This window comes from Streptomyces luteogriseus (genome assembly GCF_014205055.1).
In the GTDB taxonomy this organism is placed as follows: domain Bacteria; phylum Actinomycetota; class Actinomycetes; order Streptomycetales; family Streptomycetaceae; genus Streptomyces; species Streptomyces luteogriseus.
Window position 1 is genome coordinate 7,436,063 of sequence record NZ_JACHMS010000001.1, and the last position, 15,891, is coordinate 7,451,953.

Genomic DNA, 15,891 nt, shown 5'->3' on the forward strand with positions numbered 1-15,891 from the left:
GGCTGCGAACACCGGGCGATGGGCCGTCGAGCAGCATCGATTTCCTGCTCTCGAGATTCTCGAGGGCAGTCGTTGGGGGACTGAGTGCGGTACGGGGCAGCAAACGCCGGTGGAACCAGGACCTCCGGAAATACCGTCCGGAGGGTGTGCGGTGCGACGGGTCGGGTCCTCCCCCTTCGTGGGGGCGGTGACCGGCCCCTTCCGGTGCCGTCGAGACGCGAACCGGCCTCGTGCCCATCGAGCCCCCCCGGCGTCGAGAAGCTCGTCACCTCCGGCAGCGGTGACACCGCCGTCGCGCTCACCACACCGGCCGCCACGGGCCGTTCCGCGAGAGCCGCGCGACGAGGTTCCCGGTGGATCTGACGGGCCGGCAACGGCCCGCCTGAGGCGCGGGCGACCCCCGCGGCGGGGAGCGCCCGGGCCACCACCGCGACGACAGCAGGCCGCAGGGCCTCGGGAGCACCGATGGACGCGTGCAGGACGGAGGGAGCAGTGGTGAGCGACACGAACGACGAGGGGTTCGACGACCCGTCCGTGCCGGAAGGCGTCGCCATCATCGGAATGTCCGGCCGCTTCCCGGGCGCCCGGGACCTGACCGAGTTCTGGGCGAACCTGCGCGACGGCGTCGAGTCCGTCGTGGAGTTCGGCGACGACGAACTGCTGGCGGCCGGGGTCGACCCCGAGCAGTCCCGGCAACCGCACTACGTGAAGGCGGGGCCCTCGTTCGAGGGCATCGGCCTGTTCGACGCGGAGTTCTTCGGCTACACCGCCAGGGAAGCCAAGATCATGGACCCGCAGCACCGGCTGTTCCTGGAGACCGCCTGGGAGGCGCTGGAGCACGCGGGCCTCGACCCGGCCCGGTACCGGGGCACGGTCGGGGTCTTCGGAGGCGCGAGCAGCAGCGCGTACATCGGGAACGTCGTCAGCAACATGGACGGCGGGGAGAACATCCGCGGGGAGAACGTAGGCCTCGGCAACGAGCTGGCCTTCCTGACCACACGGGTCTCGTACAAACTCGACCTCAGGGGACCGAGCTACCCCGTCCAGACGGCCTGCTCCAGCTCGCTGGTCGCCCTGCACACCGCCTGCCAGAACCTCCTGGGCTACGAGTGCGACGTGGCGCTGTCCGGCGGGGTCGCGTACAAGGTCCCGGAGAAGACCGGCTACCCCTACCAGGAAGGCGGCTTCCTCTCGCCGGACGGCCACGTCCGGCCCTTCGACGCCGCCGCCCGGGGCACGGTCTTCGCCAACGGCGTGGGGGTGGTCGCGCTGAAGAGACTGGCGGACGCCCTCGCCGACGGAGACACCGTCCACGCGGTGATCAGGGGCACCGCGGTCAACAACGACGGTGCCGTCAAGGCGAGTTTCTCCGCGCCGAGCGTCGCGGGGCAGGCCGCGGTGATCGCGGAGGCCCTGGCGACGGCCGGGGTGGAGCCGGGGGACATCGACTACGTGGAGGCGCACGGCAGCGGCACCGTGATCGGGGACTCGATCGAGATCCAGGCCCTGTCGCGGGCCTTCGCCGGCACGTCGGGCACCTGGCGGATCGGCTCGGTGAAGTCCAACGTGGGACACCTGGACGCCGCAGCCGGGATGGCCGGACTGCTGAAGACCGTGCTGGCCCTGCGTCACGAGGAACTCCCCGCGTCCCTCAACCACGTGGAGGGCAACAAGGACGTCGACTTCGCGGGCGGGCCGTTCCGGGTGCAGACGCAGCTCGGCGCGTGGCCGCGGACGTCCGGGCGGCCCCGCCGCGCCGGGGTGAGCGCGTTCGGCTTCGGCGGCACGAACGCGCACGTGGTGCTGGAGGAGGCCCCGCCCGCCCCCGAACCCGCCCCGAGCCCCCGCGAGTCCGAGCTCCTGGTGCTGTCGGCCCGCTCCGAACACGCGCTGGACCAGGCGTCCAACCGGCTGGCGGCGTTCCTGCGCAGCGAGCGGCCCGTACTGGCCGACGCCGCGTTCACCCTGGCCACGGGCCGACGCCACTTCCCGTACCGGCGCACCGTCTGCGGGGCGGACGCCGAGGCGGTGGCCGCCGCGCTGGAGACCGGCGACCCCGCGTACGTGACGACCGGGCAGGCCGCCGCGACCCCGCCGCACGTCGCGTTCCTGTTCAGCGGGCAAGGAGCCCAGCACCCGGGCATGGGACGGGAACTCTACGACGCGGAGCCGGTCTTCCGGTCGGCCGTGGACACCTGCTCAGAGCTTCTGCGGCCCCACCTGGACAGGGATCTGCGCGACGTCCTCTTCCCCGAGGACCCCGCCGACGCCACCCTCCTGGAACAGACCCGGTGGGCGCAGCCGGCGCTGTTCGTCGTCGAGTACGCCCTGGTCGCACTGTGGCGGGCATGGGGCGTGGAACCCTCGCACCTGCTCGGGCACAGCCTCGGGGAGTGGGTCGCGGCGTGCGTCTCCGGAGTCTTCCGGCTCGAGGACGCGCTGCGGCTGGTGGCCCTGCGCGGCGAACTGATGCAGCGGTGCGGGGCCGGAGCGATGCTCGGTGTGGTGGCCGAGCGGGACGCGGTGGAGTCCGCGCTGCCCGAAGGGGCCGCCCTGGCCGCTCACAACGGTCCCCGCGACTGCGTCGTGTCGGGCCCTGTCGACGCGGTCGAGAAGTTCGCCGTGACGGCCGACGAGCGCGGGTGGTCCACCCGTCCGCTGGAGGTGTCCCACGCGTTCCACTCGGGACTCATGGAACCGGTCGTCGACGAGTTCGTCGCGGCGGTGGCGCGGGTGGAGCGCGCGGCGCCCGGAATTCCGTTCGTCTCCAACGTGACCGGTGACTGGATCACGCCGGAGCAGGCGCGGGACCCGAAGTACTGGGGACGCCACATACGGCAGTGCGTGGAGTTCGCCGCCGGTGTGCGCCTGCTGGTGCGGAAGGCCGCACCGGTCCTCCTGGAGGTCGGGCCCGGACAGACCCTCGCGGGCCTGGTGCGGCGCACGCTCGCCGACGCGGACAAGGGGAGCGTCACGGTCACGGCGTCGCTGCCGCACCGCCGCGACCCGCGCGGTGCCGGCGAGACGATGCGCCGCACCCTGGGCCAGCTGTGGCTGAACGGGGCTGCGCCGGACTGGGCCGGCTATTACGGCGAGGACGGGCGGCGCCGCGTTCCCCTGCCCACGTACCCCTTCGAGCACAAGCACTACTGGCTGGAGCCCGCGGCCCCCCGCGTGTCCCGCGAACCCGGCCGCCACCCGCTGCTCGACGAGGTGCTGCTCCGGTCCGCCGGACAGACCGTCTTCCGGTCCGAGCTGTCCCTCGACCGCCACTGGGTGCTCGCCGAACACCGCATGCTCGGTGAGGCCATCGTCCCCGGGACCACCTACCTCGAGATGGGCCGCGCCGCCGCCACCGCCCATCTGGGCCGCCCTGTCACCGAGATCAGGGACGTCGACTTCCTGGTGCCACTGCTCGTGCAGGAGCACAGACCCCGCACCGTGCACATCACCGTTCGCGAACTCGACGACGACCTCGTGGAGTTCTCCGTGGCCGGCCACGATCCCGAGCGCGACGTGTGGACCGTCCACGTCCAGGGCAAGGCCGCCTCGGGCCCTCTCGTCCCGCTGCCGCGTCAGGACCCGGACGCCCTGCTCGCGCGGTGCGGTCTGGAGACCGTGGACCTCGGCAGAGCCCAGGCGGAGCACAAGGTGATGGAGTTCGGCCGCCGCTGGACGGACAGCCTGCGCACCATGCACGTCGGCGTCCGGGCCGCGCTCGGCATCCTCGACATGCCCGAGCGGTACCGCTCCGAGTGCGAGGACCACATCCTCCACCCGGCTCTGCTCGACCTGGCGACGGGCTTCAGCGGATTCGCCGTCCACGAGACCCGGGAGGACGTACAGGAGTACCGCGGCAGCCGCGCCTTCTTCCTGCCCGTCGGCTACGAGTCCCTCCGCATCCACGCCCCACTGCCGCCCACCGGGACCAGTCTCATCACCCCCCACCCGGACGCCGAACGCGGCAGCGAGATCCGTAAGGTCGACGTCACCATCCGCGACGCCGAAGGCAATACCGCGGTCGAGATCCTCGGCTTCACCGTGAAGCGCGTCCCCGACCCCCGGCACACGGTCGCCCGCATCCGTCCGCACTCCCGCCACCACACCCTGCGCTGGATCCCCGCGCCGGCCGTCACGGAGCAGCGCGAGGTGCCCGCCGCCGTACTCCTCGTGACGGAAGGGGGCGGGCTCTCCCGGGACCTCGGCGGAGCACTGCGCTCCCGAGGCGCACGCGTGATCACGGCCGAACTCGCCGGGGAGTGGAGTGCCCTCGGCGACGACCACTTCGGCGTACCCCCCACCTCCGAGGGGTGGGAACGGCTGCTCGACGCGCTGGGCGAGGCGGTGCCCGGCGAAGCGGTGCTGGTCGCCGCTCCCGCCGGCGACGCCCAGCGCGGAGTCGAGGAGCTCGACCGACGGCTGCGCGGCGGGGCGGACAACCTCTTCCACCTCCTCCGGGCCCTGGCGGCACGGGACGCCGTCCCCGGCCGGCTCGCCGTGATCGCCCCCCACGTCGCGCGCGTGACCGGCGAGGAGCCGACCACGGCTCCCGTACACGCGACCCTGTTCGGCATGGCCAAGGTCATCGGTCAGGAGCACGAGGGGACGGAGGTCCTCTGCGTCGACGCCGACGAGGACACCGACACGGACGCGCTGTGCGCCGAACTCCTCGGGCCCTGGTCACCGGCCCTGGTCGCGCTGCGCGGGAGCGGGCGTCATGTCACCGAACTGGCGCCGCTGCACCTGCGGGACCGCTCGCGCCAGGAGGACGAGCGGCCCGAGGGCGTCCACCTCATCACCGGCGGCCTCGGCGGCCTGGGACTGGCCGTGGCCCGGCATTTGAGCCGCACCGTGCCCGGCATCCGGCTGGCGCTCGTCGGCCGCGGCGCCCCGGACCCGCGCGACCATCGCGAGGAGACGGCCGCCGAGGACCCGAGACACCGGCGGCAACGGGCCGCCCTGCGGGAGCTGGAGGACCTGGGCGCCCAGGTGCGCTGCTACCGGGCGGACGTGGCCGACGAGGCGGCCATGGCGGACGTCGTCGGAGCCGTCCGCGCAGACCTGGGCCGGATCGCCTGCGTCATCCACGCGGCGGGCGTCGCGGGTGACGGGTTCCTCTTCCGCAAGGACGTCGGCACGTTCCGGGCCACACTCGCCCCCAAGGTGTTCGGCGCGACCGTCCTGGACCTCGTCACCGCGGACGACCCGCCGCAGCTGATGCTCTGCTTCGGGTCGACCACCTCCGTGTTCGGCGTGGCCGGCCAGGGCGACTACACCGCGGCCAACACGTACCTCGACCACTTCGCCGACCACCGCACCGCCCTGGGCCGCAGGACGGTCACCATCGACTGGACCGACTGGCTGGACACCGGCATGGCGTTCGACCACGGCGTCCAACGGGACCAGGGGTTCTTCCGCTCGATCAGCGTGGAGGACGGGCTCGGCAGCCTCGACGAGATCCTCGCCGCGCCCTGCTCGCCCGTAGTCGTCGGCGAGATCAACTACGCGATGCTCGGCGCCGTGGACTCCGACCGGCTGGCAGCCCGGCTGCGCGCAGCCCCGCTGGTCCTGGAGGAGTCGGTCCGGCAGCGGGTCGCCTCGGCCGGTGGCGAGGCCCGCCGGCCGGCCGACGCGCCCGCCGGACAGGCACCGGGTGAGGGCGTCACGCTCTTCGGCCGGGAGGACGGCGGATACAGCGAGACGGAGCATCTGCTCGCCCGGATCTGGTCCAGGGAACTCGGTCTGGACCGGCTGAACATCCATGAGAGCGCCTTCTCGCTGGGCGGGGACTCCCTCGTCGCCCTGCGGATCGCGCAGAGCATCCAGAAGACCATGGGCGTCCGGGTGTCGATGGTCGACCTGTTCCGGTACGTCACGGTCGCCGACCTGGCGGCGCACCTCGACAGCAAGAAGTCCCACGGCTGAAACGGCGATCCCGTTCGGCCGCCCCTTCCAATCATCTGAGGCGGTAACAGCATGAACATCCGTACGGTGGGTGTCATCGGCGCGGGCACCATCGGCCGTGGAGTGGCACAGTCCCTGGCCCAGTCCGCGTTCGACGTGCTGCTGATCGACGTGTCCGAGGAGCAGCTCGCCTCCGCCACGACACAGATCGGGAACGACCTGCGGCTGCAGGGCATGTTCCGCGCGGAGCGTCTGAAGGACGACCCGGCCACCATCCTCGGCCGCATCACCACCGGCACCGACCTCTCGGCCCTGAGCGCCGCGGACTTCGTCGTGGAGAACGTCACCGAGAACTGGGACATCAAGCGCGACGTCTACGAGAAGATCGACAAGATCTGCCGTCCGGAGGTCGTGTTCGGCGTCAACACCTCCGCGGTGCCCATCACCCGGGTCGGCTCGGTCACCGAGCGTCCCGAGCGCGTGCTCGGGCTGCACTTCATGAATCCCGTGCCGCTGATGGACACGGTCGAGGTCGTCCAGGGCCACTTCACCTCGGAGCAGACCCTGGACACCGCGCTGGGGCTTTTGCGGGACCTCGGCAAGGAGGGCATCGTCGTCCAGGACGCGCCCGGCTTCGTCACCAACCGCGTACTGATGCTGACGATCAACGAGGCGATCTTCTGCGTCCAGGACCAGGTCGCCACGGCCGATCAGGTCGACCGGATGTTCAAGGGCTGCTTCGGCCACAAGATGGGCCCGCTGGAGACCGGCGACCTCATCGGCCTCGACACGATCCTGAACTCCCTCACCGTCATGTACGAGAGCTTCCGCGACAGCAAGTACCGTCCCGCGCCGCTGCTCCAGCGCATGGTCGACGCCCGGCTGCTGGGCCGCAAGACCGGACGCGGCTTCTACACCTACTGACAACCCCACCCCACACTGGAGGTAGAACGATGCAGAACGACGTGCGCACCCGGGTCCGGGAGTTCCTCGCACCGCAGCTCAACGGCCGGACCCTGGCCGACAGCGACGACATCTTCGCGCTGGGATACGTCAACTCGCTCTTCGCCATGCAACTGGCGCTCTTCGTGGAGCAGGAGTTCTCGCTCCAGCTCACCCCCGACGACATGGAGTTCGACAACTTCCGGACGGTGGACGGACTCGTCCGTCTCGTGACGTCGAAGACCGCGACGGCCGCGTGACCCCGAGGACGCCGTGCGCGGCCGTCGCCGACGGCCACGCACGGCGTCCGTCCGCGGTGGACGGAGAGACAGAAAGGCGTACGACATGACGGCGCGGACCGAGGACGTCGCACCAGGCCCCGACGCGGCCCGCGCGTCCGTCGTCACCCTGCTGCTGCGGCTGCGGGCCTCGAACGTCCGGGTGTGGACGTCCGGCGGCCGACTGCACCACGAGGCGCCACCGGGCGGGCTCGACGAGGAGCTGCGCGGGCTCCTGGAGGAGCACTCGGAGGACGTGGCGGCCTACCTCCAGGCCGCCGACGGCGTCGAGTCCTCCACCCACTACGTCACGATGCGCGACGGCGTCCGTATCGCCGTGGACGTGTTTCGCCCCAAGCGGGACGGCCGGGTGGTCGAGGAGCCTCTGCCGGCCCTCTGGTGCCACGACCGCTACCACCGCTCGGAGGTGGTGGACGGCGTGACCTGGACCAAGCTCGACAGCCGCCCCTGGCTGCGCCGGATCCTCGACGACGGCTATGTGATCGCCGCCGCCGACGCCCGTGGCACGGGTGCCTCCAGCGGCGTGCGGGGCATGGAGTTCGGCCCGGAGGAGAGCCAGGACGCCCACGAGATCACGGAATGGCTCGCCGCGCGGGACTGGTGCAGCGGGAACGTCGGCATGTACGGCGAGTCCTACCTCGCCATGACCCAGTTCCTCGCCGCCGGCACCGCCCCGCCCAGCCTGAAGGCGATCTTCCCGCAGGTGGCGCTCTTCGACCTCTACTCGTTCCTCCGCCCCGGAGGGGCGTTCCGGCACGACTTCATCCGGAACTGGGGCGCGATGGTGCGGCGGCTGGACACGGAGACCGGGGCCGCCCCCGTACGGGACGACGCGGCGGCGGTGCGCGCGGCGGCAGAGGAACACCGGGCCAACACGGACGTCTTCGCCAGGGCCGCCGCGCTGCCCTGCCGGGACAGCCGGGGCGACGGCGACGACGAGCCGCCGTACGCGCGGCAGAGCCCCTCCACCCACGTCGAGGCGATCGCCGCCGCGGGCGTGCCCGTCTACCAGCTCACCGGCTGGCACGACATGTGGGTGCGGGACGCCTTCCTGTGGCACGCCAATCTCACCGGGCCGCGCAAGCTCCTCGTGGGCGACTGGTCGCACAACGGCAGGGATGGCGTCGACCTGGCGGCCGAGCACCTGCGCTGGTTCGACCACTGGCTCAAGGGCGTCGACACCGGCGTCATGGACGAACCGCCCATCCGCTACCAGCGGCGCAACGCGCCCCCCGGCGAGGAGTGGCGCGCCACGGGCCAGTGGCCGCCGGCCGGAGTCCGCACCACGCGGATGTACTTCGGTCCCGGCCCGGCCGTGCCCGTGTCCTCCGTCAACGACGGCAACCTGACGGACCGCGCGCCTTCGCGGCTCGGGGGCGTCGACGACCTCGTCGTCGACTACACGGCAACCTCCGGCACGGCGACCCGCTGGACCGACGGCTACGGCGGACCGTTCGGCTACGAGCCGATGACCGGCAACGACCGGACCGCCCTCACCTACACGACGGCCCCGCTGGAACAGGAGCTGGAGGTGACCGGGCACCCGGTCGCGGAACTGTGGGTGACGTCGACCCACCTGGACGGCGACTTCTTCGTCTACCTGGAGGACGTCGACGGCGCAGGGGTCTCCCACTACGTCACCGAGGGAGTGATCCGCGCCTCCCACCGGGCGCTGGGCACCGCCCCGTACGACAACCTCTCACTGCCGTACCACCCGTGCGCGGAGCGGACCCGGGCCCCGCTTCCCGAAGAGCCGGTGGCGCTGGTCTTCGACCTGCACCCGGTCAGCCACGTGTTCGCTCCGGGGCACCGGCTCCGGATCGCCGTCACGTGCTGCGACCGGGACAACGCCGAGACCCGCGTGCACCACCCGCCGCCCGTCGTCCAGATCCACCGGAGGGGCGCGCACGCCTCCTTCGTCGACCTCCCTGTCCTCCCAGCCCTCTCAGCCGCACAGGAGCAAGAGACATGACCGAGACCACCCGACAGGGCACCGAGCCGACGGGCGCCGGGACCGGGGAGTTCCACACACGCGTCGCGCTGCACACCCCGGTTGCCGGGCAGCTCGCCTCCGAGATCGAGCGCCGGCTCCTGTTCGTGTCGTCGCAGATCACGGGATACGAACTGGACACAGCCGACGGCGAGGTGCGCGGGGTGACCCTCCGCTCCGCCACCCCGCTCCCCGCGGACGAGCTCACCGAGAAGGTCAACCGGGTCGTCGACGGCGACGTCCGCAAACAGCGGACGACCCCACCGAAGTCGGTGTGGACGTCCTCGCACGACCGGGTGGTCGAGGAGGGGACGTTCGAACGGCTGGCGCAGGCGGGCGCGGTGACCGAGGCGGGCGAGGGACAGGTCGCCGTCGGTGAGCCGCTGCTGTCTCTGCTGGCGTACTTCGACCGGGCGGTGAAGCGGATCCTGGGCGAGGACTTCAACCCGACGGAGTACCGCTACCCGACGCTGATCAGCACCGAGGCCCTCGCGACGGCGGGCTACTTCGCCTCGTTCCCGCAGCACCTGATGTTCGTGACGCGCCTGCACAACGACATCGACGTGTACCAGGGCTTCCAGCGATCGTACGGCGAGACCGGCATCGACTCCACCGTCCTCGACGCCTGTCACAACGTGGACTACTGCCTGCCGCCGACCATGTGCTACCACACGTTCCACCAGTACCGGGGGCGGACGCTGGACGCCGACGGGGTGCACGTCGTCACGGCCAAGGGCAAGTCCTTCCGCTTCGAGGCGGCTTACGCCACGACGATGGAACGGCTCTGGGACTTCACCATCCGGGAGATCGTCTTCATGGGACCGCGCGAGGACGTCCTCGCCTCGCGCGAGCTGTTCATGCGGAAGATCTTCGCGTTCGTGGAGGAGCTCGGTCTGAGCGGCTTCTGCGAGGTGGGCAACGACCCGTTCTTCGGCGGCGACGACACCTCCGCGCGGATCTGGTCGCAGCGGCTGATGGAGCTCAAGTACGAGCTGCGCCTCACGGTCGCACCCGGGCGGACCATCGCGGTGGGCTCCTTCAATTTTCACGACGACCTGTTCGGCCGGGGCTTCGGCATCGACTACGGCACGGAGGGCACGGCGCGCAGCGCCTGCGTCGGGTTCGGGCTGGAGCGGCTCGTCTACGCCTTCCTGTGCCAGTACGGCCTCGACTCGGCGGACTGGCCCGCCCCCGTGCGCGAGGGCACCCGGGCCGTGGGCGGGTTGGTCTGACCGGCCCGCTCACGGCGGGCGACCGCGTCGCGAAGCCCCGCAGGGCCGCGACGCGGTCTCGCCGGGGGTGGCCCGGTCGACCCGGGGGTCCACCCCCGGCTCAGTCCACCGCGAAGCGCAGGGCCAGCCTGGGGCAGGGAGCGTCAGCCTGCTCCTCGGAAGGCGGTCCCCACGCGGCGAGCGCCGACGACAGCTTTCCGCCGATGGATTCCAGATAACAGATCATGTTCACCGGATATCTGGTGTTGTCGAACATGTAACGGTCCATGGGTGTGGGGTCTTCACTGATGGTGAGCCCCCGCTCGGAGGGCGGCCCTATGCGGTGCCAGTCCGGATGCATATGGACGGATCCCAGTATGTCGAGCCCCTGGTGCTCGGCCTGCCGTTGTATCCGCAGGAGGTCCTTGGAACTGCACCAGAACCCCCGGCGGGTGTTCCGGTAGGCCGCTCCGAAGCACGCGGCGATGGTGCCGGAGAATTCCGCCACGGCGGTCGGGTCGCTCGCCCGCGCATTGGTGGCGAACTCGACCTCGGCGATATGGGCCACGCCACCCTCGATGGTCCCCAGTAACAAGGCGAAACAGGACGGTGGTTCTTCCGGAGTGCATTCTTCGTACTCGGTGCGAGCGGCGCTCGTGAAGGATTTGAGGAAGTCGAATCCGATCAGGACGGTGTGCGGGTGGGCAGAGGTCATGATGCAGCCGTGTCTCCAGTCGGTGCGCTGCGGTCCGGTGAGAGGGCCCGGGAGGCCACGTCGAGCTCCTGCAGCTCGCCGGCGGACAGCCGCAGGGTCGCGCCGGGAAGAAGCTCCGCGAGCTGTCCGGTGGTCCTGCTGCTCGCGATCGGCGCGGTCACGGACGGCTGCGCGGCGAGCCAGGCCAGCGCCACCGCGCCGGGAGTGACGGAGTGGCCTTCGGCGACGCGGTCCAGGGTGTCCAGCAGGGCGCGCGCGTGGGGCCGGCTCGCGTACTGCCGTGCCGCGTCCCCCCGTACGCTCCCGGTGGCGGACGCCGCGTCGCGGTGCTTGCCCGTCAGAAACCCCTGCGCCAGCCCGAAGTAGGGCACGCAGGAGAGGCCCTCCTCGACGCAGAGGGGGAGCAGCTCACGCTCGAACGGGACGCGGTCGGCCAGGTTGTACGGGGGCTGCACCGCCACGAACCGGGCGACACCGGCCTTCTCGGAGACGGCGAGGGCCTCCGACAGCCGGTCCGCGGTGGTGTTGGACGCCGCGATATGGCGGACCTTCCCGGCCGAGACCAGGGCGTCCATCGCCGTCAGGGTCTCCTCCAGGGGGGTGCCCGGATCGTCGGCGTGCGTGTAGTAGAGGTCGATCCGGTCCGTCCGCAGGCGGCGCAGGGAGTCCTCGACGGCCTGGTGGATCACCTTGCGGCCGAGTCCGGAAAGGCCCTCCTTGCGGCCCACCTTGGTGGCGATGACCACCTGGTCGCGGACCTTCCGGGTGGCGAGCCAGCGGCCGATGACCGTCTCCGACTCACCCCCGTGGTTGCCGGGCGCCCACTGCGAGTAGGAGTCGGCGGTGTCGATGAAATTCCCGCCGGCCTCGAGGTAGGCGTCGAGGACGGCGAACGAGGTGTCCTGGTCGACGGTCCAGCCGAAGACGCTTCCGCCCAGGCAGAGCGGGAAGACTTTCACGTCGGATTGCCCAATGGTAGCCATGGTCGCTCTCTGAATGCGATGTGCAATTCATCTTGGTTCGGTGAATACGGAGGCGTGTGCCCGTCGTGGTGTGGGTGACGGTATCTCAGATAGCGAACGCTCGAATACTCCGGCAGGTTCCCGCGATGGGCAAGGTGTACTGTCCAACTCGCCCTCCATGTCTGGAAAGTTCGCGTATGGAGTTGGGCGCTGGGTGAACGTCCGGCAGACGGGTGCTTCCCTTCTCGAAATCACTTGCCGGGGTCCGCCGGCTGACGTAGCGTGGCTCGGGCCGGGCGTGATCAAAAATGGCCGGTGTTCGTCGGCGGTTCGGCCGAAAGGTCTATCGCCGGTAATGAGGTCGCCCGCTCTTCGGGAATCCCGTACGAGGAGCGGCCTCAGGACGGGTGGGCGGCAGGGCCCACCGCATCGTGCGGGGGAGCACTGATGATCGAAAAGCTGTTACCGGCTTCGGTGGCCGTGGCTGAGACGTATGACGACCCGCCCCACGCGCCCCTCCTGGGCGGGGAGCCCGAGGTCGTGAGCCGCGCAGTGGAGAAGCGAAGACGGGAGTTCGCCGCCGTCCGCTGGTGTGCGCGAACAGCGCTCGCGGACCTGGGAGTCGGCCCCGTTCCCATCCTGCCGGGCGAGCGCGGCGCCCCCGTGTGGCCGGAGGGCCTCGTCGGCAGTATGACCCACTGCGACGGATACCGAGCGGCGGCCGTGGCCCGGGTGCGCGACGGTGTGCTCGCCATCGGCGTCGACGCCGAGCCCCATGCGCCGCTGCCGGACGGGGTGCTGGAGGTCACAGCTCTCCCGGCCGAGCGGCTGCGGATCGCGGACATGGGACGCCTCGAGCCCGAAGTCAACTGGGATCGACTGCTGTTCAGCATGAAGGAGTGCGTCTACAAGGCGTGGTTCCCGCTCACCCGTAGATGGCTGGGTTTCGAGCAGGCGGACATCACGATCGAGTACGAGGGGACCTTCTCGGCCCGTCTGCTGACAACCGATCCCGCTGTCCCCGCCGACGGGTTCACCGGCCGGTGGCTGGTGGAGGAGGGGTTGATCGTCACCGCCCTCGCGGTGACGACGGCGCAGTCCTGACCGGCGCGTACCGGCGTCCGGGAAAGAGTGGGCTCGCCCTCTTTCGTACATCGTCGGCTCAATGGGGAATGGTAATGCCTGTGTCATAAACGGGGCGAGACGCCCTATTCGGTGGGATGGCGCGGCCGAGAGGGTGGGGGAGCGTGACGGACCGGGAGTCCCTTCTCGGTTTCCGGCTCGGAGTCCCCTTGTAACGGGGTAGGCGGACGTGACGTGACGAATAAGGCCGGCGGGCCGGATTGCATGAACTCGACCATTCATGCTCACTCAGTTCGCAGTTGCGAAGTTCAAGTCTTGTCGCTGCCTCTGTCGTGGCAGGCGGCCGGTTCTCCCCTTCCTCCTTCGTGCCTGCGGTGTGCGCTGACAGTATGCGGTCCTGGGATTTCCCCAAGGTGTAGAACGGGAATCGAAGTGTCGAATGATGTGCAGCAGAACGACCAGTGTCACAGTTGCAAACGTGACGTTATCCGGATGCGGCAGGCCGGTCAGGGCCGGCTCCATGTGTGCGGAACATGTTTCGATCGGTTCAGGCAGAATCTGACCTCCCTGCCGCGCCTCTACCGCCAGTGTGAGGAAATGCTCACGGTGTCGCCCCAGAAGGGCGAGAGGGTGTCCCGTCAACTGGGCCGGGGAATTTCGCTCAATTCCAGCGCTGTGGAGGCCCGCGATGGTGTCCGGGCGCGTCTGCTGGCCTGGTCCGACCTGGTCGCCACCGAGCGGGCCTGCGCCGCCCCCGACCGGTCGGTCGAGGCCATGACGGCCTTTCTGCTCCGCCATGCCCATTGGCTCTGCGCGCACGCGGCGGCCGCCGATGTCGTCGCCGAGATCGACGAGACGGCGGCCAGGGCGAAGCGGGCCGCCTATCCCCACCGGACCCGCAAGTTCAGGGTCGGGCCGTGCGTCGAGCAGCAGTGCGACGGCTCCCTGGTCGCCGTGATCCAGTCCCACGAACAGCTCCTGCCGAGCGAACTGCGCTGCGACATCGACCCCGAGCACACCTGGCCCGCGCACCGCTGGCGTGAACTGGACCGGCGAGTGAGCCGGCAGAACTCCTCGGGCGGCGAGCGGTGGCTCACCGTCGTAGAGGTCTCCAAGCTGTGGGGCCTGTCCACCAGCAACGTCTACCGGCTGGCGTCGGTGAACAGTTGGCGGCGCCGCGCGAACGGCCGCAGGGTCTACTACTACGAGGCCGACGTGCTCCAGTCCGTGGGCTGAGGCGGGCCGTCAGGGCCGTGGGGGCGGCAAGCCGACTCTTGACTTCCGGTCCGACGGCTAAGAATATGAAAACCAGACTGCACACGTGTCTGTGCAGGTCGCCCGACTGAACGGCCCAGCCAACGGGTCGGGCGGAGCACCATCCCGGCGGTGACGCCGACACCGATGAGACGCCAAGCGGTACCGCCTCGGCGCCCGGTGGCCCACCCCGTTCTTCCTCACTCCCATGAGCGTCATTCCGACCGATGACGCTCGGCTCGCGCGCGTCCGATGCGGCGCGGCGCTCCACTCCTCCGCTCGTGACACAAGGTGGTGCTTGTTTGTGATCGTCCAATTGTCTCCGGACCAGCGGGCGGCCCGGAGCCGGTTCAAGCTGTTCGCCGAAAAGGAGATCCTTCCGCACGCCGCCGCGTTCGACGCCGAACAGGCGATCTCCACGGACGTTGTGCGCGCGCTCGCCGACGAGGGCTGCCTCGCGGCGCCCGTGCGCGCGGAAAACGGGGGCGGCGGCATGGACTGGGTGACGTACGGGCTGCTGAGCGAGGAGCTCGGCCGCGCGTGCCAGAACATCCGCAACTTCGTCGCGGTCGAGGACATGGTGGCCCAGGCGCTCGACCGCTGGGGCACCGCCGAGCAGCGGGACCGCTGGATCGGCCCGATCCGCCGCGGCGAGACGCTCGCCGCCTTCGCGCTCACCGAACCGGGCATCGGCTCCGACGCGGCCTCCATCGAGATGGACGCCGATCCCGTCGCCTCCCCGGACGGGCAGGACGGCTTCGTCCTGCGCGGGAGCAAGAAGTGGATCAGCTTCGGCCAGATCGCGGACCTCTTCCTCGTGTTCGCCAAGATGGACGGCAAGCACACCGCGTTCCTGGTCGAGCGGGACACCCCCGGCCTCACCGTCAACCCCCTCAACGGCCTGCTGGGCCTGCGGGGTTCCATGCTCGGTGAGCTTGTCTTCGACGACTGCCGCATCCCCGCCGGGGCACTCGTGGGCCGGCCCGGCATGGGTCTGACCTTCATCGCCTCCTCCTCCCTCGACCTGGGCCGCTACAGCACCGCGTGGGGATCGGTCGGACTGGCCCAGGCGTGCATGGAAGCCTCGGTCCGCCACGCCGACACACGCCACCAGTACGGCGGGCCGATCAGCGACCACCAACTGGTGCGGCGGATGCTCGCCGACATGGTCACCGACATCACCGCGACCAGAGCCCTCTGCCACCAGGCCGGACTGAGCAAGGACCAGAACGAGGCGGACGCGGTCAACCTCACCCTGATGGCCAAGTACCGGGCCTCACTGCTGGCCAACCAGGCCGCCGCCGACGCCGTGCAGATCCAGGGAGCGCAGGGCATCGGCACGCCCGGCCAGGTGGAACGGCACTTCAGGGACGCCAAGGTCATGGAGATCATCGAGGGGACCACCCAGATCCAGCAGTCCATGCTCGGCCAGTACGCCAGGCAGGTCGTCGGCCGCGGCTGACCACCGACCGGAACGTCGCCCGGGCCGCAGATCCGGCCGCCGCAGACAACACCTCGATCACGGGGGAAG

Annotated in this window: 10 protein-coding genes; 8 read left to right on the forward strand and 2 right to left on the reverse strand. The window is 70.5% G+C overall.

All coding sequences use genetic code 11. The features are described from left to right. Positions 1-495: 495 nt before the first annotated feature. The 5 genes from BJ965_RS33160 to BJ965_RS33180 all read left to right on the forward strand — a co-directional run bounded on the left by BJ965_RS33160 (position 496) and on the right by BJ965_RS33180 (position 10,367). Complete coding sequence (locus BJ965_RS33160; RefSeq protein ID WP_184913938.1) at positions 496-5,925, forward strand: type I polyketide synthase; 5,430 nt, start codon at positions 496-498, stop codon at positions 5,923-5,925. Positions 5,926-5,976: 51 nt separating this feature from the next. Beyond that, positions 5,977-6,828 carry a 3-hydroxyacyl-CoA dehydrogenase family protein gene (locus BJ965_RS33165; protein WP_184913940.1) on the forward strand — a complete coding sequence of 284 codons (852 nt, stop codon included), beginning with the start codon at positions 5,977-5,979 and terminating at the stop codon, positions 6,826-6,828. Between the two features lie 29 nt (positions 6,829-6,857). Further along, entirely contained in the window at positions 6,858-7,106 is a 249-nt protein-coding gene (locus tag BJ965_RS33170) for an acyl carrier protein (protein WP_030835555.1), read from the forward strand. Positions 7,107-7,191: 85 nt separating this feature from the next. After that, positions 7,192-9,117, forward strand: coding sequence for a CocE/NonD family hydrolase (locus BJ965_RS33175; protein ID WP_184913942.1), 1,926 nt, complete (start codon positions 7,192-7,194; stop codon positions 9,115-9,117). Continuing rightward, positions 9,114-10,367 carry a hypothetical protein gene (locus BJ965_RS33180; RefSeq protein ID WP_184913946.1) on the forward strand — a complete coding sequence of 418 codons (1,254 nt, stop codon included), beginning with the start codon at positions 9,114-9,116 and terminating at the stop codon, positions 10,365-10,367. The genes BJ965_RS33175 and BJ965_RS33180 overlap by 4 nt, the downstream gene beginning before the upstream one ends. Before the next feature lie 100 nt (positions 10,368-10,467). Here BJ965_RS33180 and BJ965_RS33185 read toward each other — a convergent pair whose 3' ends face one another. Both BJ965_RS33185 and BJ965_RS33190 read right to left on the reverse strand, forming a co-directional pair. Then, entirely contained in the window at positions 10,468-11,061 is a 594-nt protein-coding gene (locus tag BJ965_RS33185) for a hypothetical protein (protein ID WP_184913948.1), read from the reverse strand. Next, entirely contained in the window at positions 11,058-12,044 is a 987-nt protein-coding gene (locus BJ965_RS33190; protein WP_184913950.1) for an aldo/keto reductase, read from the reverse strand. Before BJ965_RS33190 ends, BJ965_RS33185 begins: the two co-directional genes overlap by 4 nt. Before the next feature lie 426 nt (positions 12,045-12,470). Between BJ965_RS33190 and BJ965_RS33195 the strand changes: the two genes are divergently transcribed. The 3 genes from BJ965_RS33195 (at position 12,471) to BJ965_RS33205 (ending at position 15,822) form a co-directional block, all read left to right on the forward strand. Beyond that, on the forward strand, positions 12,471-13,127 hold the full coding sequence (locus BJ965_RS33195) for a 4'-phosphopantetheinyl transferase family protein (RefSeq protein ID WP_184913952.1): 657 nt from the start codon (positions 12,471-12,473) through the stop codon (positions 13,125-13,127). A 585-nt stretch (positions 13,128-13,712) separates the two neighbouring features. Continuing rightward, the gene (locus BJ965_RS33200) at positions 13,713-14,342 is read left to right on the forward strand and encodes a hypothetical protein (protein WP_221513277.1); all 630 of its coding nucleotides are present in this window, start codon (positions 13,713-13,715) and stop codon (positions 14,340-14,342) included. Positions 14,343-14,664: 322 nt separating this feature from the next. Then, positions 14,665-15,822, forward strand: coding sequence for an acyl-CoA dehydrogenase family protein (locus tag BJ965_RS33205; RefSeq protein WP_184913956.1), 1,158 nt, complete (start codon positions 14,665-14,667; stop codon positions 15,820-15,822). Positions 15,823-15,891: the final 69 nt, after the last annotated feature.